The organism is Streptomyces sp. NPDC058198 (assembly GCF_042882605.1).
Classification (GTDB): Bacteria; Actinomycetota; Actinomycetes; order Streptomycetales; family Streptomycetaceae; genus Streptomyces.
In genome coordinates this window covers 1,625,482-1,644,962 of the sequence record NZ_JBHVVP010000001.1, presented here as the reverse complement: position 1 = coordinate 1,644,962, position 19,481 = coordinate 1,625,482, and the positions used below count along the sequence as shown (strand labels likewise).

General features: G+C 67.6%; 11 protein-coding genes. 9 read left to right on the top strand and 2 right to left on the bottom strand.

Annotated features, from left to right (window positions below; genetic code table 11):
- Positions 1 to 21 precede the first annotated feature (21 nt).
- A complete protein-coding gene (locus ACFVWW_RS07240; protein WP_386876400.1) occupies positions 22 to 1,158 on the bottom strand; it encodes a PQQ-dependent sugar dehydrogenase in 1,137 nt (378 codons plus the stop codon).
- Between the two features lie 537 nt (positions 1,159 to 1,695).
- Here ACFVWW_RS07240 and acnA point away from each other — a divergent pair.
- Entirely contained in the window at positions 1,696 to 4,410 is a 2,715-nt protein-coding gene (gene acnA, locus ACFVWW_RS07235) for an aconitate hydratase AcnA (RefSeq protein WP_384190204.1), read from the top strand.
- Between the two features lie 113 nt (positions 4,411 to 4,523).
- Here the strand turns inward: acnA and ACFVWW_RS07230 are convergent, their stop codons facing one another.
- The gene (locus ACFVWW_RS07230) at positions 4,524 to 8,363 is read right to left on the bottom strand and encodes a GH92 family glycosyl hydrolase (protein ID WP_386876398.1); all 3,840 of its coding nucleotides are present in this window, start codon (positions 8,361 to 8,363) and stop codon (positions 4,524 to 4,526) included.
- 514 nt (positions 8,364 to 8,877) lie between these two features.
- Here ACFVWW_RS07230 and ngcE point away from each other — a divergent pair.
- From ngcE to dxs, 8 genes are all read left to right on the top strand, one after another.
- Entirely contained in the window at positions 8,878 to 10,323 is a 1,446-nt protein-coding gene (ngcE, locus tag ACFVWW_RS07225; RefSeq protein ID WP_384193103.1) for an N-acetylglucosamine/diacetylchitobiose ABC transporter substrate-binding protein, read from the top strand.
- A gap of 88 nt (positions 10,324 to 10,411) precedes the next feature.
- Positions 10,412 to 11,335 (top strand): carbohydrate ABC transporter permease, encoded by a 924-nt coding sequence (locus ACFVWW_RS07220; RefSeq protein ID WP_384193106.1) that lies wholly within the window; start codon positions 10,412 to 10,414, stop codon positions 11,333 to 11,335.
- Positions 11,335 to 12,261, top strand: coding sequence for a carbohydrate ABC transporter permease (locus tag ACFVWW_RS07215; protein ID WP_384329415.1), 927 nt, complete (start codon positions 11,335 to 11,337; stop codon positions 12,259 to 12,261). Before ACFVWW_RS07220 ends, ACFVWW_RS07215 begins: the two co-directional genes overlap by 1 nt.
- Positions 12,262 to 12,534: 273 nt before the next feature.
- Complete coding sequence (locus ACFVWW_RS07210) at positions 12,535 to 13,734, top strand: ROK family protein (RefSeq protein WP_384329413.1); 1,200 nt, start codon at positions 12,535 to 12,537, stop codon at positions 13,732 to 13,734.
- Positions 13,735 to 13,867: 133 nt separating this feature from the next.
- Positions 13,868 to 14,968, top strand: a complete 1,101-nt coding sequence (locus tag ACFVWW_RS07205; RefSeq protein WP_384193135.1) for a substrate-binding domain-containing protein — start codon at positions 13,868 to 13,870, stop codon at positions 14,966 to 14,968.
- A 224-nt stretch (positions 14,969 to 15,192) separates the two neighbouring features.
- On the top strand, positions 15,193 to 15,981 hold the full coding sequence (locus tag ACFVWW_RS07200; protein ID WP_384193113.1) for an ATP-binding cassette domain-containing protein: 789 nt from the start codon (positions 15,193 to 15,195) through the stop codon (positions 15,979 to 15,981).
- The gene (locus tag ACFVWW_RS07195; protein WP_384193116.1) at positions 15,978 to 17,291 is read left to right on the top strand and encodes a sugar ABC transporter permease; all 1,314 of its coding nucleotides are present in this window, start codon (positions 15,978 to 15,980) and stop codon (positions 17,289 to 17,291) included. The genes ACFVWW_RS07200 and ACFVWW_RS07195 overlap by 4 nt, the downstream gene beginning before the upstream one ends.
- A gap of 203 nt (positions 17,292 to 17,494) precedes the next feature.
- Entirely contained in the window at positions 17,495 to 19,408 is a 1,914-nt protein-coding gene (gene dxs / locus ACFVWW_RS07190; RefSeq protein ID WP_386876394.1) for a 1-deoxy-D-xylulose-5-phosphate synthase, read from the top strand.
- The last annotated feature ends 73 nt before the right edge of the window (positions 19,409 to 19,481 follow it).

Genomic DNA, 19,481 nt, shown 5'->3' with positions numbered 1-19,481 from the left:
GTGTTTTATGCGTCGGGCTGGTTACGCCGGGTCGATGCGGGAGACGGTGCCACCGATGGCGAGCACGTACAGCTCGCCATCGCCGCCCTGTACGAACGAGATGACCTCGCCGCCGTTGACGCCAAGGTCGCTCTCGCCGGTCACCTGGCCGTTCTCTATCTGCAGAGCGCGGACGGTGCCGTCGCAGTAGTCGCTGAACACGTACTGCCCCTTGAGGTCCGGGATCGCCTCGCCGCGGTAGACATATCCGCCGGTCACCGAGCAGCCCAGCCCGTTACGGTCGTACTCGTGGATCGGCGGCACGTGGTTCGCGGGCTCCGTGCCGCCCCGGAAGGTGTGGGTGCCCTCCATCGCGGACCAGCCGTAGTTCTCGCCGCCCTTGCTGTCCGCCGAGGCCCAGTCGATCTCCTCCCAGGCGCTCTGGCCGACGTCGCCGATCAGCAGGTCGCCCGTGCCCGCGTCGAAGGAGAACCGCCACGGGTTGCGCAGCCCGTATGCCCAGATCTCGCCCTTCGCGTTCGGGTTGTCCACGAACGGGTTGTCCGCCGGGATCGCGTACGGGTCGCCGCCGCTCGGGTCGATCCGCAGCAGCTTGCCGAGCAGCGTGTCGAGGTTCTGCCCGTTGCCGTGCGGGTCGCCGCCCGAGCCGCCGTCGCCGAGCGCGATGTAGAGGTAGCCGTCGGGGCCGAACTTGATGTCGCCGCCGTTGTGGTTGGAGTACGGCTGCGTCTGGGTGAGGACGGTGCGCCGGGTGTCCGGCTGGATCGCGCCGTCCTGCACGGCGAACTCGTCCACGGTGCTGGTGCCTTCGAGGTTCGTGAACGAGATGTAGAAGTGCGCCAACTCCTTGTCGAACGCGATGCCCAGCAGGCCGCGTTCGCCGTCGGTGGTGGTCTCGCCGGATATGTCGAGGACGGGCTCGCCGAGCCCCTGATCGCCCAGGACCCGTACGGTGCCCGCGCGTTCGGCGATCCAGACCGTGTCATCGGGCCCGGCGGCGCCGGCGATCGGATTCTGGGCTGTGGCCACCTGTTTGAGCGTGACTTCCGCCGCCTGACGTGGGGCGGCGGGCTCGTCGGCGGACGCTGTGGCTAAGGCGAGGGAAGCAATGAGGCAGATGGCGCCGATGATTGCCGAGCTTCTGGTGCGAACTTTCACCGTGGCTCTCCTAGAGGAGGCGAGTGGGGGGAACCCGGCTGCTGGGGGCAGTGGTGTGGGAGTCGCCCGCGCCAGCACGCAACCTGGGTGGGGGGATTGTGTGCTACTGGCTACGGATGAGGATACAAGGACAGGGGCGGTTGGCGTAGACCAATGCGCCCATCCATGCGCCTCCGTTCCGCTCTCCGTCGCGCCCTCCGACTCCGCGTTCCCCGGCCCCCGGGGCGCGCGCCCCGGCCTGGGCGCAGGCGACCCGTGTCACAGCTCGACGTACGGCCCCCGCACGATCCACCCCAGCCGGTACAGCCACTCGGCCCCCCGGTGGCACGCCCGGACATGACCGGGCGGCGGTCATGTACTAGAGTTATCTCGACATCGAGATATCTGCCGAAGGCGCACCGCGGCCGCCAAACGGTAAGGGTTACCTAACTAATCCTTACCTTAGCGGATCGGCGAGGAGCCGTGTGGCACCACGCGGCGTAGCCGCAATAAGAGGTACAGCGCGGTAGTCCGCGCACATTGATGAAGGAGAATGTCGTGTCGGCGAACAGCTTCGACGCCCGCAGCACGCTGCGCGTGGGTGACGAGTCGTACGAGATCTTCAAGCTGGACAAGGTCGAGGGCTCCGCGCGCCTCCCTTACAGCCTGAAGGTGCTGCTGGAGAACCTGCTCCGCACCGAGGACGGCGCGAACATCACCGCCGACCACATCCGCGCGCTCGGTGGCTGGGATTCCCAGGCGCAGCCGAGCCAGGAGATCCAGTTCACGCCGGCCCGCGTGATCATGCAGGACTTCACCGGTGTGCCCTGTGTCGTGGACCTCGCCACCATGCGTGAGGCCGTGAAGGAGCTCGGCGGCGACCCGGCGAAGATCAACCCGCTGGCCCCGGCCGAGCTGGTCATCGACCACTCCGTCATCGCCGACAAGTTCGGTACGCCGGAGGCGTTCGCGCAGAACGTGGAGCTGGAGTACGGCCGCAACAAGGAGCGCTACCAGTTCCTGCGCTGGGGCCAGACCGCCTTCGACGAGTTCAAGGTCGTCCCGCCCGGCACCGGCATCGTCCACCAGGTGAACATCGAGCACCTGGCCCGCACCGTCATGGTCCGGGGCGGCCAGGCGTACCCCGACACCCTCGTCGGCACCGACTCGCACACCACCATGGTCAACGGCCTCGGCGTGCTGGGCTGGGGCGTCGGCGGCATCGAGGCCGAGGCCGCGATGCTCGGCCAGCCCGTCTCGATGCTCATCCCGCGCGTCGTCGGCTTCAAGCTGACCGGCGAGCTGCCCGCCGGCACCACCGCCACCGACCTGGTCCTCACGATCACCGAGATGCTGCGCAAGCACGGCGTCGTCGGCAAGTTCGTCGAGTTCTACGGTGAGGGCGTCGCCGCGACCTCCCTCGCGAACCGCGCCACCATCGGCAACATGTCGCCGGAGTTCGGCTCGACCGCCGCGATCTTCCCGATCGACGGCGAGACCCTCAAGTACCTGCGGCTGACCGGCCGCAGCGACCAGCAGGTCGCCCTCGTCGAGGCGTACGCCAAGGAGCAGGGCCTCTGGCTCGACCCGGCCGCCGAGCCCGACTTCTCCGAGAAGCTGGAGCTCGACCTCTCCACGGTCGTCCCCTCCATCGCCGGACCGAAGCGCCCGCAGGACCGCATCATCCTGGCCGAGGCCAAGCAGAAGTTCGCCGAGGACGTACGCAACTACGTCTCCGAGGACGAGGAGGCGGGCAAGGAGTCCTTCCCGGCCTCCGACGCCCCGGCCTCCGCCAATGGCGTGCCGACCCGTCCGACGCTGGTCACGGCCCCCGACGGCTCGACGTACGAGATCGACCACGGCGCCGTCACCGTCGCCGCGATCACCTCCTGCACCAACACCTCGAACCCGTACGTCATGGTCGCCGCCGCGCTGGTGGCCAAGAAGGCGGTCGAGAAGGGCCTCACCCGCAAGCCGTGGGTCAAGACCACCCTCGCCCCGGGCTCCAAGGTCGTCACCGACTACTTCGACAAGGCGGGCCTCACCCCGTACCTCGACAAGGTCGGCTTCAACCTCGTCGGCTACGGCTGCACCACGTGCATCGGCAACTCGGGCCCGCTGCCCGAAGAGGTCTCCAAGGCCATCAACGAGCACGACCTGGCCGTCGCCGCGGTGCTCTCCGGCAACCGTAACTTCGAGGGCCGGATCAACCCCGACGTCAAGATGAACTACCTGGCGTCCCCGCCGCTGGTCGTCGCGTACGCCCTCGCGGGCTCCATGAAGGTGGACATCACCAAGGACGCCCTGGGCATCGACCAGGACGGTAAGCCGGTCTACCTCCAGGACATCTGGCCCACCGAGGCCGAGGTCAACGACGTCGTGGCCAATGCCATCGGCGAGGACATGTTCAACAAGTCCTACCAGGACGTCTTCGCGGGCGACGCCCAGTGGCAGGCGCTGCCGATCCCGACCGGCAACACCTTCGAGTGGGATCCGCAGTCCACCTACGTCCGTAAGCCCCCGTACTTCGAGGGCATGACGATGGAGACCACCCCGGTCGCGGACATCACCGGCGCCCGCGTGCTGGCGAAGCTGGGCGACTCGGTCACCACCGACCACATCTCCCCGGCCGGTGCGATCAAGGCCGACACCCCGGCCGGCACGTACCTCACGGAGCACGGCGTCGAGCGCCGCGACTTCAACTCGTACGGTTCCCGCCGTGGCAACCACGAGGTCATGATCCGCGGCACCTTCGCCAACATTCGCCTGCGCAACCAGATCGCGCCGGGCACGGAGGGCGGCTACACCCGCGACTTCACCGTCGACGGCGCCCCGGTCTCCTTCATCTACGACGCCTCCCAGAACTACCAGGCCGCCGGCACCCCGCTGGTCGTCCTGGCGGGCAAGGAGTACGGCTCGGGCTCGTCCCGCGACTGGGCCGCCAAGGGCACCGCGCTGCTCGGCGTGCGGGCCGTCATCGCCGAGTCGTACGAGCGCATCCACCGCTCGAACCTGATCGGCATGGGCGTACTCCCGCTCCAGTACCCGGAGGGCGCCTCGGCCGAGGCCCTGGGCCTGACCGGCGAGGAGACCTTCTCCTTCACCGGCGTGACGGAACTGAACAACGGCTCGACCCCCCGCACGGTCAAGGTCACGACGGACACCGGCGTGGAGTTCGACGCGGTGGTCCGCATCGACACCCCGGGCGAGGCGGACTACTACCGCAACGGCGGCATCATGCAGTACGTGCTCCGAAGCCTGATCCGCAAGTAGCCCTTACGGCGGTGAGTGGCGAGGGCCGTGTTCCGTACACACCAGTACGGAACACGGCCCTCACGAAACGGGCCACCGGCTTGCGCCGGTGGCCCGTTCGGTTGCTGAGCGGACTACCGCAGGAGTTCCACCTCCGCCAGGGTGGACGGGGTCGTGGTCACCAGGCGGTACTTCGTGTACGTGCCTGGATCCGTCACCGTGAAGGCGCGGGTCTGTTTGTCCCAGGCGAAGGACTGGGCCGACCTGGTGTCCAGCGTCTTCCAGTCCGTGCCGTCCGTGGAGCCCTGGAGGGTCCAGCCCGTCGGTGCCTCCGCCGCCTTGGACGACGTCAGCGTGTACTGGACCGCGCGGGTCGCGGACGCCACCGGGAGGTCGGCCGACTCGACCTGGCCCGCCGTGCGGGAGGTGTTGTCGAAGAGCGGGCCCGTGCCGGTCAGGGCGTCGGTGCGCGGGGAGGGCACCTTGTCGTCCTGGGTGATCGAGACCGGCGCCGCGTCCTTGCCCGTGCCCCACTTCGACGGCTTGGAGCCCATCGCGAACTCCAGCGTGCCGCCGCGCGCGAGCAGGTCGTGCGGAAGGGCCGTGGAGTTCCACGCCGTGCCGTTGACCTTCAGGCCCTGGACGTAGATGTTCTTGGCGCTGTTCTTGGGCGCCTTGACGACCAGCTTGCGGCCGTTGTCCAGGTGCACGGTCGCCTTGGTGAAGAGCGGCGAGCCGACCGCGTACTCCCCGCTGCCCATCACCAGCGGATAGAAGCCGAGCGCGGAGAAGAGGAACCAGCCGGACTGCTCGCCGTTGTCCTCGTCGCCGTGGTAGCCCTGGCCGATCTCGCTGCCGGTGTAGAGCCGGGAGAGGACCTCGCGGACCTTCTCCTGGGTCTTCCAGGGCTGCGAGGCCGCGTTGTACATGTACGTGACGTGGTGGGCGACCTGGTTGGAGTGGCCGTACATGCCCATCCGTACGTCACGCGCCTCCGTCATCTCGTGGATGACGCCGCCGTACGAGCCGACGAACTCCGCCCCGGCCGTCTCGGGCGTCGCGAAGTAGGTGTCCAGCTTGTCCCCGAGACCCGATCGGCCGCCGTACAGGTTGGCCAGCCCCCGCGAGTCCTGCGGGGCCGTGAAGGCGTATCCCCAGCCGTTCGTCTCGGTGTAGTCGTAGCCCCACACGCGCGGGTCGTACGTGCCGGAGGGCACCCGCCAGTCGCCCTTCAGGTCGCGGCCCTGGAAGAAGCCGGCCTTCGAGTCGAAGAGCGAGACGTACTCCTGGGCGCGGTTGAGGAAGTACGCGGCCTCCTCCTTGTAGCGCGCCTTCTTGGTCTTCTTGTAGAGCGCCTCGCCCATCTTCGCCAGGCCGTAGTCGTTGAGGTAGCCCTCCAGCGACCAGGAAAGGCCCTCATGGGTCTCGGTGGAGGCGTAGCCGAGGAACGGGGACGTCTCCATGCCCTTGCGGCCCACGCCCGAACTGGGCGGCGCCACCGTCGCGTTCTTCAGCGCCGCGTCGTACGCCGCCTCCGCGTCGAAGTCGACACCCTTGACGTACGCGTCCGCGAAGGCCACGTCCGAGCTGGTGCCGGTCATCAGGTCGGCGTAGCCGGGCGAGGACCAGCGGGAGATCCAGCCGCCGTCCTTGGACTGCTGGACGAAGCCGTCCACCAGCTCGCCCGCCTTCTTCGGGGTGAGGAAGGAGTACGCGGGCCAGGTCGTCCGGTAGGTGTCCCAGAAGCCGTTGTTGACGTACACCTCGCCGTCGACGATCTTCGCCCCGGTCTGCGTCGGCGTGTCGGGTCCGGTCTGCGGCGAGAACGGGCTGGCGTACTGCTGCTTCGGACGGGACTTCGAACCGGTGTTCTCGAAACCGGAGTTGGGATACAGGTAGAGCCGGTAGAGGCTGGAGTAGAGCGTGGTCAGCTGGTCGTGGTCCGCACCCTCCACCTCCACGCGGCGCAGGATGTCGTCCCACGCGTTCTGCGCCCGCTTCTCGACCTGCTCGAAGCGGCCGTTGGCCGGGATCTCGTCGGCGAGGTTCTTCTTCGCCTGGTCGACGCTGATCAGCGAAGTCGCCAGGCGCAGCGTGACGGTGCGGTCCTTGCCGGCGTCGAAGCGCATGTAGCCGGTGACGTCGTCGCCCCCGCCGCCGGTGAGCTTGGAGCCCGCCGTGACGGGCGCGTCGAAGACGCCGTATACGAACAGCCGCGTGGCGCCGGTCGACAGCCCGCTCTTGACGTCGGAGAACGCGGTGAAGGAACGGGTCGCCGGATCGAGCGTCAGCCCGCCGTCGTTGGAGATGTTGTCGAAGACCAGGCTCGCGTCGTCACCGGGATAGGTGAACCGCATCATCGCCGCGTGGTCGGTCGGGGTCATCTCGGCCTTCAGGCCGTTCTCGAACGTGACGCCGTAGTAGTGCGGCTTCGCGGTCTCGTTCTCGTGCCGGAACGGGAGCGCCCGTGCCGTACGGGACGCGTCGGGCGTGCCCGCGGCGGCCGACGGCATCATCTGGAAGGTCTGCCGGTCGCCCATCCAGGGGCTGGGCTCATGGCTGGCGCTGAACGCCTGCAGGGTCGGCAGATTGTCGGCGTTGTTGGCGCGGGAGTACTCGTACAGCCAGCTGTTCGAGCCCGCGTTGGTCACCGGCGTCCAGAAGTTGAAGCCGTTGGGCACGGCGGTCGCCGGGAAGGTGTTGCCGCGTGAGAAGGAACCGCTCGAGTTGGTGCCGCGCGTGGTGGACGCGTAGTCCGACAGATGCGCGAGCCGCTTCTCCGGCGCCTTGGGGGCCAGGGTGAGGTCGTCGATCCAGCCCTGGAACTTCCCGGGGCCCTTGGGGGCGTCGTACGCCACCAGGATCCGGTCGACGGTCTTGCCGGCCGCGACCGCTCCGATCCGGGCGTCGACCTGGTTCCACTGGTTGACGTAGAGCCGCTTGGAGGCGCCCTGGCCCTGCGGGGTCAGCAGCCCGCCGTGCGTGTCGAGGGCCTTCAGATCACTCAGATAGGTGCCGTCGGTGAAGGCGAGATCGACCGCCACGTTCGTGGCCGGGTAGTTCAGATCCGTCTCCGGGAGGGAGGGATAGATCCGGTACGAGAGCGCGGTGTCGCGCCGCACGGCCGTGTCGACGTCGAAGACCTTGTTGTACGAGTACGCCCGCCCGTCGGGCTGGTGCTGACCGGCGTACCGCAGCGCCTTCTTGCCGGTGAATCCGACGCCGGACTTGGCGGTGGGGGAGCCGGACGGGCCGCGGTCCACCTGGGTGCGCATGTCCTGGGGCGCCGGGGTGCTCGTGTCTCCGTTGGAGAACTGCACATCGGCCAACTGGGTCGCGTCCGAAGCGCCGTTGTTCGCGGTGATGTCCAGCCGGTAGTGCTGGTAGGCCGCCGGTTCGCCGATGTCGTACGACTTCGTCTGGAAGCGTTCCCCGAAGGTCTCGCCCGTCCGGGAGTCCAGGTCCTTCCATTCCTTGCCGTCGGCGGAGCCCTGGAGCTTCCAGCCCTTGGGATCCCGCTCGGCGTGGTCGTTCGCCGAGGTCAGGGCGTACGTGACGACCTTGACCGGCTCATCGAGGTCGAACTCGAGCCAGCCGGCCGGCTCGAACGCCAGCCATTTCGTGGCGGGCTGCACATCGATCAGGTTTTCCTTGACCTCGCCGCCGCTTGTGTTCTCGTCGCTGGCGCGCAGATCCACGACCCTGTCGGTGACATTGCCTGGAATTCCGGTGGTGAAGCCGCCATCGACACCCGATGCCCGCTTCTCTCCGTCAGATCCCACTTCGACGGTGTTCCGCCAGTCCGGCTGAGGTTCGTCCGCCTCGAAAGAAGACGTGAATTCCTTTTCCGCCGGACGGGGTTGGGCGGGTTGTGCTATGGCGGCGGACTGGGCCGTTACGACGAGCAGTGAGGCGGCCGCCACGAGGGCGGCTGTATGCCATTGTCTGCGCCGGGGTCCGGTTCTCTCCTGCATACCGACCTGCATACCGAGCCTTTCCTCCTGCGTAAGCATGTTGGACAACGTTGTCAAACGGGAAGCGCGGGGTCCAGTAGGAGCCAAGTGCAGGATGGTGTCAAGGGTGTTGGTGATGCGGGGTGATGCGGGGTGGCTGGAATCGGTCAGTCGAGGAGAGACCGAGGTGGTCGAATGGGTACACAACCGGCTCAGATATCCGCGAGGTCTCAACTAGGGAAAGACTGCCGTCCAAACCCGCTTTCGATCTTGCTCAGTTGACGGGAAGTGGACTATACCTGTCGGCGTCCGCCCCAGGCGTTTAACTCGGTGGCGGCGGACCGGGGGGCAGGGGCGGCGGGGAGGGCTCTGCCCGCGGCCGGCCGGCCATTCGGGCCGTACTCCCTGCGAGCGAGCACGACAATCCTGCACGACCCAGCTTCATTTGACCGCGGTGGCGGGGCCCTTCGCCTCAGGCGAGAAGGACGGGCGACCGGTACACCGCCTGAGTCCTGGAGAAGGCGAGGACTTGAGCATGGGATCCACCTCCGCTCAGAACAACGAGGGCCTTGGCCGTCGCGATGTGATCAAGCGTTCCGCTGCGATCGGCCTGATCACCGTCCCGACGATGGGCTTCCTGTCGTCGTGTGCGAGCAGTGACAGCGGGAGCGACGACAAGGTCGAGAAGGGCAAGACGTCCGCGAAGAACCCGCTCGGGGTCAACGAGAGCGCGGCGCTCGACTTTGTTCTGTTCGACGGCGGCTTCGGCAGCGAGTACGGGACGGACGCCGTCAAGAAGTACGAGGCGGCGTTCCCGAAGGCGAAGGTCAAGTTCACCCCGACCCAGAAGATCCAGTCCCAGCTGCAGCCGCGCTTCAACGGCGGCACCCCGCCGGACCTGATCGACAACTCGGGCGCCGAGCAGATGGACATGGGCGTTCTCGTCGGCAAGCAGCAGCTCACCGACCTCACACCCCTGCTGGACGCCCCGTCCTTCGACGACCCGGCCAAGAAGGTCCGCGACACGCTGCGCCCCGGCATCGTCGAGATGGGCCAGTTCGACGGCGACCCGGTGTGGATCATGTACTACGCCTACACCGTGTACGGCGTGTGGTACTCGCAGACCGCGCTGGACAACCTCGACGCGGAGTATCCCGAGGACTGGGACGCGATGCTGGCCCTCTGTGCGAAGGCCAAGAAGAAGGGCATCGCGGGCTGGACCTACGCCGGCAAGTACCCGTACTACATCCCCTTCTCGCTCTACCCGTTCATCGGCAAGATCGGCGGCCGCGAGGTCCTCGACGCCATCGACAACCTGGAGCCGAACGCCTGGAAGCACCCGGCCGTCAAGGCCGCCTTCGAGGCGTACTTCGAGCTGTACAAGAAGGGCTACATCCTCAAGGGCACCCCCGGTCTCGACCACACCCAGTCGCAGACCGCGTGGACCGAGGGCAAGGCGCTGTTCATCCCGAACGGCTCCTGGGTCGAGAACGAGGCGGCGAAGACCACGCCGGAGGACTTCCAGATGAAGGTGGCCGCGCCGTCCAGCCTGGACGCCTCGGACAAGCTTCCCTTCGGCGCCATCTGGGCGTCCGGCGGTGAGCCCTTCATCGTCCCGAAGAACGCCAAGAACCCCGATGGCGGCATGGAGCAGCTCCGCATCATGCTGAGCGAGGCGTCGTCGAAGAACTTCACCTCCAAGGTGAAGTCGCTCAGCGCCTTCAACGGCGGCACCGATGGCCTCACGCTCTCCACCGCGATGCAGTCCGGTGTCGACGCGCTGGCCAAGGCCGGCGCCAATGTGCTCAACCCCCGGATGCAGGACTGGTACGTCGCCCTCCAGAAGGAGAAGCTCGGCGTCGGCGCGCTCGGCGAGATGATGGCCGGACGCATGACCCCGGCCGAGTGCGTCAAGAAGTGCCAGGAATACGCCGACGCGGCCGCCAAGGACGACTCCGTCAAGCACTACAAGCACCAGTAGGAGCGGAAGTGACCGGAGGCCCCGCCGGGGCCTCCGGTTCCCCCAAGGCAGTACGGCGGCACCCGCCGGAGATTCGGGGTCGGGAGACATGCAGCACGGCAAGTACCGGTTCATCGTGGGGTTCCTGATCGTCCCACTGGGAATGTACGCGCTTTTCGTCATATGGCCGTTCGTCCAGTCCATCTACTATTCGTTCACGGACTGGACCGGTCTCAGCCCGGACTTCAAGATGGTCGGCTTCGGCAATTACTCGCGGATGCTCGACGACGACACCTTCTGGAGTTCGCTCCAGCACAGCCTGACCCTCGCGCTGTTGCTGCCTGTCGTGGTGCTCGGCCTGGCGCTCTTCTTCGCGTTCATGCTGAATGTCGGTGGACGCCGCAGAAAGGGAGCCGCCATCGCGGGCGTTCGCGGCTCCTCCTTCTACAAGATCGTGTACTTCTTCCCGCAGGTGCTCTCGATCGCCATCGTCGCGCTGCTTTTCCAGTTCGCGTACAACCCGAACAGCGGCGCCATCAACTCCGCGCTCGGCGCGGTCGGTCTGGACAGCGTGCAGCCGGAGTGGCTGGGCGACCCGGACCTGGCGCTGTGGTGCGTGATGGCCGTCCTGGTATGGAGCCAGGTCGGCTTCTTCGTGGTGCTCTTCTCGGCCGGTATGGCCTCCATCCCGAAGGACTTCTACGAGGCGGCGCTGCTGGACGGCGCGAGCCGCGTCACCACCTTCTTCCGTATCACGCTGCCGCTGCTGTGGGACACCGTGCAGTCCGGATGGGTCTACATGGGCATCCTCGCGCTGGGCGCGGAGTCCTTCGCGGTCGTGCAGATCATGACCGTGGGACCGGGCGGCCCCGCCGATTCCACCAATGTCATGATCCTGTTCGTCTACCAGAAGGCGTTCCGTGACGGTCAGGCGGCCTACGCGACGACGATCGGTGTCGCCCTCCTCGTCGTCACGCTGGTCTTCTCCGCCATCGTGATGCGGCTGGGTCGACGTGAGCGGCTGGAGTTCTGATGAAGACCACTGACACCCCTCCCACGCCTCCGCCGGCCGGCACCGTGGAGCCGCGGCCCGCCGTGACCAAGACGGACGTCCCGGCTCCCGGCGAGACGAAGAGCGGCGGCGTCCTCAACGTCTTCTCGCACGGCGTCCTCGTCATCTGGGCCGTCCTGGTCGTTCTGCCGCTGCTGTGGGCCGTGATGACGTCCTTCAAGGACGACAGGTCCATCTTCACCTCGCCCTGGTCCCTGCCGGACACGCTGCACTTCGAGAACTGGTCGCGCGCCTGGACCCAGGCGCACATGAGCGACTACTTCCTCAACACCGTTCTGGTGGTGGCCGGTTCCCTGATCGGCACGCTGCTGCTCAGCTCGATGGCCGCCTATGTGCTGGCGCGCTTCGAGTTCCCCGGGAACCGCTTCATCTACTACCTGTTCATCGGCGGGATGAGCTTCCCGATCATCCTCGCGCTGGTCCCGCTGTTCTATGTCATGAACAACCTGGGCCTGCTGAACTCCATCCACGGTCTGATCCTGGTCTACATCGCCTACTCGCTGCCGTTCTCCGTCTTCTTCCTCACGGCCTTCTTCAAGACGCTGCCCACCTCGGTGGCGGAAGCGGCGATCATCGACGGCGCCTCGCACACCCGGACGTTCTTCCAGGTGATGCTGCCGATGGCCAAGCCCGGCCTCATCAGCGTCGGCATCTTCAACTTCCTGGGGCAGTGGAACCAGTACCTGCTGCCCACGGTGCTGAACACCGACCCGGACCACAAGGTGCTCTCCCAGGGCCTGGTGCAGCTCGCGGTCAGCCAGGGGTACAAGGGCGACTGGTCCGGTCTCTTCGCCGGCCTGGTGATGGCCATGCTCCCGGTGCTCGCCGCGTACATCATCTTCCAGCGCCAGGTCGTGGCCGGTCTGACGGCGGGCGCGCTGAAGTAGTCGCTTTTCCTGGTGAATCGGTGCACATAGCGACATAAGTGAACGAACCGCTCGCCCACTCGATCCGGCGGGCGGTTCGTCGCGTTCCACGCCCCGTCCTGACGGGATGAAGACCGCTCATCCGTAGCCGTGCTCGCTCAAGGTCTTGACGGGAGGTAGCCCGAAAGGCTGAGCTTAGGGTTCACAAGTTGGAGATACGTCGGGGTCTCATTGGCGCGGCCCCGGCCGGGGGCGGTGGTCGTGCCGCCTGCCAAGGGCAGGAGTGGATGAGTCGTGGAGACTCCAGGGTCGCAGTCGTCTCTGCACCGGGCCAACCTCGAGCGGGTCGTACGCGCGGTGCGCATGGCCGGTTCGCTCACCCAGGCGGAGATCGCCCGGAGCACGGGACTGTCGGCGGCCACGGTCTCCAATATCGTCCGCGAGCTGAAGGACGGCGGGACCGTGCAGGTCACGCCCACCTCCGCGGGCGGCCGCCGGGCCCGCAGCGTCTCGCTCAGCGGTGACGCGGGCATTGTCATCGGAGTGGATTTCGGCCACACCCATCTGCGCGTCGCCGTCGGCAACCTCGCCCATCAGGTGCTCGCGGAGGAGTCCGAGCCCCTCGATGTGGACGCCTCGTCCGCCCAGGGCTTCGGTCGGGCCGAGGAACTGGTCGAGCGGCTGATCGTGACCACCGGCGTCAGCCGTCAGAAGGTGATAGGTGTCGGCCTCGGTGTCCCCGGGCCGATCGACGTCGAATCCGGCACGCTCGGCTCGACGTCGATACTGCCCGGCTGGACCGGGATCAACCCCAGTGAGGAGCTGGCCGGGCGCCTCGGCGTACCGGTGTACGTCGACAACGACGCCAATCTCGGCGCCCTCGGCGAACTGGTCTGGGGGAGCGGGCGCGGGGTCAAGGACCTGGCGTACATCAAGGTCGCCAGCGGGGTCGGCGCCGGTCTGGTGATAGGCGGTCAGATCTACCGGGGCCCCGGCGGTACGGCCGGCGAGATCGGGCACATCACGCTGGACGAGTCAGGCCCGGTCTGCCGCTGCGGCAACCGCGGCTGCCTGGAGACCTTCACGGCGGCGCGCTACGTCCTGCCGCTGCTCCGGTCCAGCCACGGAGCCGGTCTGTCCATGGAGCGCGTCGTACAGCTCGCCAGGGAGGGCGACCCGGGCTGCCGCCGGGTAGTGGCCGACGTCGGCCGGCACATCGGCAGTGGCGTGGCGAATCTGTGCAACCTCTTGAACCCCAGCCGGGTGGTGCTCGGCGGAGATCTGGCGGAGGCTGGGGAGTTGGTGCTCACGCCGATCCGGGAGTCGGTCTCCCGGTACGCGATCCCGAGTGCCGCGCGGCAGCTCTCCGTTCTGCCCGGGGCGCTCGGCAGCCGCGCCGAAGTGCTCGGCGCACTCGCTCTCGTGCTGAGCGAAATGGGCGATTCGCCCCTACTTGAGAGCTCCCTCTCGGCCAGTGCACCCGCCTTCACTTAGATAACGAATGGCACCGTTGTCATCTCGTTAAGAATTTACTCCTTGACGCTGGCTGCGGAGCCGAGTTGACTTTCAGCCACCTCGGCCGCAAGGACGCGGCCTCGTCAGGGAGGTTTTTGAAGTGAACGCAACGATGCGTCGTGCCGCCGTGGCCACCGCCGCTACCGCGATGGCCGTCTCCCTCGCCGCCTGTGGCAGCGCCAAGGAGTCCGGCGACAAGGCTGAAGCGTCCAAGTCGGACAAGAAGGGCCCGATCACGATCGGCCTGCTCCTGCCCGAGAACCAGACCGCTCGGTACGAGAAGTTCGACAAGCCGCTGATCGAGAAGAAGGTCGCGGAGCTGACGGACGGCACCGGCAAGGTTCTCTACGCCAACGCCAAGCAGGACGCGACTCTGCAGAACCAGCAGGTCGACACCATGATCACCAACAAGGTCGATGTGCTGGTCGTCGACGCGGTCGACTCCAAGGCCATCGCGGGATCGGTCACGAAGGCCAAGGACGCCGGCATACCGGTCGTCGCCTATGACCGTCTCGCCGAGGGGCCGATCGACGCCTACACCTCCTTCGACAACGAAGAGGTCGGCCGGGTCCAGGGCAAGGCCCTCGTCGAGGCGCTCGGCTCCAAGGCCAAGTCCGGTCAGATCGTCATGATGAACGGTGCCGTCACCGACCCGAACGCCGCTCTGTTCAAGAAGGGTGCGCACTCCGAGCTCGACGGCAAGGTGAACATCGGCAAGGAGTACGACACCAAGGAGTGGAAGCCGGAGAACGCCAACGCCAACATGGAGGGCGCCATCTCCGCCCTTGGCAAGGACAAGATCATCGGCGTCTACTCCGCCAATGACGGCATGGCCGGCGGTATCATCACCGCCCTGAACGCGGCCGGCTTCTCCAAGCTCCCGCCGGTCACCGGCCAGGACGCCGAGCTCGCCGGTGTGCAGCGCATCGTCTCGGGCGAGCAGTTCATGAGCGTCTACAAGTCCTACCCGCAGGAGGCGGCCGTGGCCGCCGAGATGGCCGTCGCGCTCGCCAAGGGCGAGAAGCTCGACTCCATCGCCAAGAGCTCGGTCGACAGCCCCACCACCAAGGGCGTCCCCTCCGTGCTGGTCCCGGTCGTCTCGCTGACCAAGGCCAACATCAATGACACCGTCCTCAAGGACGGCATCTACACGGTGGACGAGATCTGCACCGCGAAGTACAAGGCCGCCTGTGACGCGGCCGGTGTGAAGTAGGTCTCCGCCGGGCCCGCCCGGCGACCTGCTCACGATGAAGCCTGTCCGGCACCCCGCCCATCAACAGCCCCGCAGCCGGGGCGGGGTGCCGGACGGAACGCTTCCCCCCGGCCGCCGTTCCGCGCGTTCGCCGCGGTCCGGGCGGCCGGCGCCTCCGTACTCTTCTGCTCGACCTCCGCGCCTCCCCCCGGCGCGGCATCCCCGCCGGTCAGGCGGCGAAGGAGATGGTTCACGTGACCGCTACGCCCGTGTTGGCGTTGCGAGGGGTCTCCAAGCGATTCGGTGCCGTCCAGGCGCTCACCGACGTAGAGCTTGAGGTCCACTCCGGTGAGGTGGTCGCCCTCGTCGGCGACAACGGCGCCGGGAAATCCACGCTGGTGAAGACCATCGCCGGCGTGCACCCCATCGATGAGGGAGTCATCGAGTGGGAAGGCAGTCCCGTCTCGATCGGCAAGCCGCACGACGCCCAGAACCTGGGCATCGCGACCGTCTACCAGGACCTCGCGCTGTGCGACAACATCGATGTCGTCGGCAACCTCTACCTGGGCCGTGAACTCCGCAGCTGGGGTGTCCTCAACGAGGTCGAGATGGAGCGCCGCTCGCGCGAGCTGCTCACGACGCTCTCGATCCGTATCCCCAGCGTCCGTATCCCGATCGCCTCGCTCTCCGGCGGCCAGCGCCAGACCGTGGCCATCGCCCGGTCCATGCTCGGCGAGCCCAAGCTCGTCATCCTCGACGAGCCGACGGCGGCCCTGGGCGTCGAGCAGACCGCCCAGGTGCTCGACCTCGTCGAGCGGCTGCGCGAGCGCGGCCTCGCCGTGCTCCTCATCAGTCACAACATGGCCGACGTCAAGGCCGTCGCCGACAAGGTGGCCGTGCTCAGGCTGGGCAGCAACAACGGCGTCTTCGATGTCGCGTCCACCTCGCAGGAAGAGATCATCGCCGCCATCACCGGTGCTACGGAAAACGCCGTGACCCGTCGCGCGTCGCGCAATGTGGAGGTTCAGAAGTGAGTACCGACAAGGCCTCCACGTCCCTCGGCAAGGGCCCCGGCGACAAGGCACCCGCCCCGGTCGACGCCCCCGCCGCCGCGGACGGCGCGCTGACCGCGGTCGACCCGCGACTGCTGGTGCGTGAGCAGGGATTCGCGGGCTATCTGTCGGAGTTCCAGCGCAAGATACGCGCCGGTGATCTGGGGTCCATTCCCGTCATCACCGGTCTGATCATCATCTGCGTGGTCTTCCAGAGCCTGAACTCGAACTTCCTCTCGGCGCAGAACCTCAGCAACATCTCCGTGGCCATGGTCGGCACGGGCATGATCGCCGTCGGTATCGTCTTCGTCCTGCTGCTCGGCGAGATCGACCTGTCGGTCGGCTCGGTCAGCGGTGTGTCCGGGGCGATCGTCGCCGTACTGAGCGTCACGCACGGCATGAACGAGTGGCTCGCCCTGGTGATCGCCCTGGTCAGCGGCGCGGCCATTGGCGCGATCCACGGCTTCTTCTTCGCCCGCGTCGGTGCGCCCGCGTTCGCCGTCACCCTGGCAGGTCTGCTCTTCTGGCTCGGCTTCATGCTCCAGATCCTGGGCGACAACGGCACCATCAACCTGGACTCCGAGGGCTTGGTCGCCAAGCTGACCAGCTACTACTTCGCCGATGTCGCGGCCGCCTACGGCCTCGCCCTGGTCGCGGTCGTGGTGTTCTTCCTCACCTCGTTCCTGGAGAACCGCCGCCGTGAGGCGGCCGGAGTCCCGTCCCGCCCGCTCAGCGAGATCGCGCTGCGCACGGCCGTGCTCGCGATCGTGGCCTTCGCCGCGGCGATCATGTTCAACCAGTACAAGGGCCTGCCCCTCGCCCTGGTCATCTTCCTTCTGGTGCTCGTGGTGACCGACTTCGTCCTGCGCCGCACCACGTACGGCCGCAAGATCTTCGCGCTCGGCGGCAGCGTCGAGGCCTCCCGCCGCGCCGGTATCAATGTCACGCTGATCCGCGTCTCGGTGTACTCGATCGCCGGTACGTTCGCGGCCATCGGCGGGCTCTTCATGGCCTCCAAGATCGCCGCCGCCAACCAGGGCGCCGGCACCGGCGACCTGCTGATGAACGCCATCGCGGCGGCCGTCATCGGTGGCACCAGCCTCTTCGGCGGCCGGGGCCGCACCTGGAACGCGCTGCTCGGTGTCATGGTCATCACCTCGATCCAGTACGGCCTGGCGCTGGAAGGCATCGCCACGCCGATCGTGTACATGATCACCGGTGGTGTGCTGCTCGCCACGGTCGTCATCGACTCGGTCACCCGGAAGACCCAGAAGACCGCCGGTCGCGCCTGAGAGACCGTCGGAGCAACTCCGGGCCCGTGCCCGGCACCCACCCCCGGGTGCCGGGCACGGGTGCGTCCCGGGTGCCGTCGATATGACGTACATACAGCCGATCGGGTGACGCATAACGCACCGCCCGATGACTGGTCGCCCGAACGGAACATTAGACTCGGCGGATCGGCAAGCTCGACCAGCTCAAACCCAAGGAGGCACGGGTGGCGTTGCTGACCCACATCAGGGGACCGCGCGATCTGGACCGGCTCGGCCCGGAGCAGCTGGTACAGCTGGCCGGCGAAATCCGGTCTTTTCTCGTCGAGGAAGTCTCCAAGACCGGCGGGCATCTCGGCCCCAATCTCGGTGTCGTCGAGCTGACCATCGCCCTGCACCGCGTCTACGACTCCCCGAAGGACAAGGTCCTCTTCGACACGGGTCACCAGTCATACGTGCACAAGCTGCTCACCGGCCGTCAGGACTTCTCGAAGCTCAAGAGCAAGGGCGGCCTGTCCGGCTACCCGTCCCGTGCCGAGTCCGACCACGACATCATCGAGAACTCCCACGCCTCCACCGTGCTCGGCTGGGCCGACGGTCTCGCCAAGGCCAACGAGGTCCTGAAGAAGGACGACCGGGTCGTCGCGGTGATCGGTGACGGCGCGCTGACCGGCGGTATGGCCTGGGAGGCGCTGAACAACATCGCCGCCGCCAAGGACCGCCCGCTCGTCATCGTCGTCAACGACAACGAGCGCTCGTACGCACCGACCATCGGCGGCCTCGCCAACCACCTCGCGACCCTGCGGACCACCGACGGCTACGAACGCTTCCTGGCCCGCGGCAAGGACCTGCTGGGGCGCACGCCTGTCGTCGGCAGGCCCCTCTACGAGACCCTGCACGGCGCCAAGAAGGGCCTCAAGGACTTCATCGCCCCGCAGGGCATGTTCGAGGACCTCGGCCTGAAGTACGTCGGCCCGATCGACGGCCATGACATCGAGGCCCTGGAGTCCGCGCTGCTGCGCGCCAAGCGCTTCGGCGGCCCCGTCATCGTGCACTGCCTCACCGAGAAGGGCCGCGGCTACCAGCCCGCCCTTCTCGACGAGGCGGACCGCTTCCACGCCGTCGGCAAGATCCACCCCGACACCGGACTGCCCATCGCCTCCTCCGGCGTCGACTGGACCTCGGTGTTCGGCGAGGAGATGGTCAAGCTCGGCACCGAGCGCGCGGACATCGTCGCCATCACCGCGGCCATGCTCCAGCCGGTCGGCCTCGACAAGTTCGCGAAGGCCTTCCCCAAGCGGGTGTACGACGTCGGGATCGCGGAGCAGCACGGCGCGGTCTCCGCGGCCGGCCTCGCCACCGGCGGCCTCCACCCCGTCTTCGCCGTCTACGCGACCTTCCTCAACCGGGCCTTCGACCAGGTCCTGATGGATGTAGCCCTGCACCGCTGCGGGGTGACCTTCGTCCTCGACCGGGCCGGCGTCACCGGCACGGACGGCGCCTCGCACAACGGCATGTGGGACATGTCGATCCTGCAGTGCGTGCCGGGTCTGCGGATCGCCGCCCCGCGCGACGCCGACCAGGTGCGTGCGCAGCTGCGCGAGGCGGTGGAGATCGACGACGCCCCGACCGTGGTGCGCTTCTCCAAGGGCGCGGTCGGCCCGGCGGTCGCCGCCGTCGGCCGGATCGGCGGCATGGACGTGCTGCGCAGGGCCGAGGAGGGTGTGGCGGACGTCCTGCTGGTCTCCGTCGGCGCGCTCGCCCCGATGTGCCTGGAGATCGCCGCCCTCCTCGACAAGCAGGGCATCACGACGACGGTCGTCGACCCCCGTTGGGTCAAGCCCGTCGACGAGGCGCTCGCCCCGCTCGCCGAGCAGCACCGCGTGGTCGTCACCGTCGAGGACAACAGCCGCGTCGGCGGCGTCGGTTCCGCCATCGCCCAGGCGCTGCGCGACGCCGGGGTCGACGTACCACTGCGTGACTTCGGCATTCCGCCGCGCTTCCTCGACCACGCCTCCCGCAAGGAGGTCATGGCCGAGATCGGGCTGACCGCACCGGACATCGCCCGCCAGGTCACCGGGCTGGTCGCGAAGCTGGACGGCCGGCTGGTGGACTCGCCCACCGAGGCCGCCCGCGACTGATCCGCCGTCACGACGCTCTGCCGATGGGCCGGTCGGCCACCCTGTACGGGTGGTCCGACCGGCCCATCCGTGT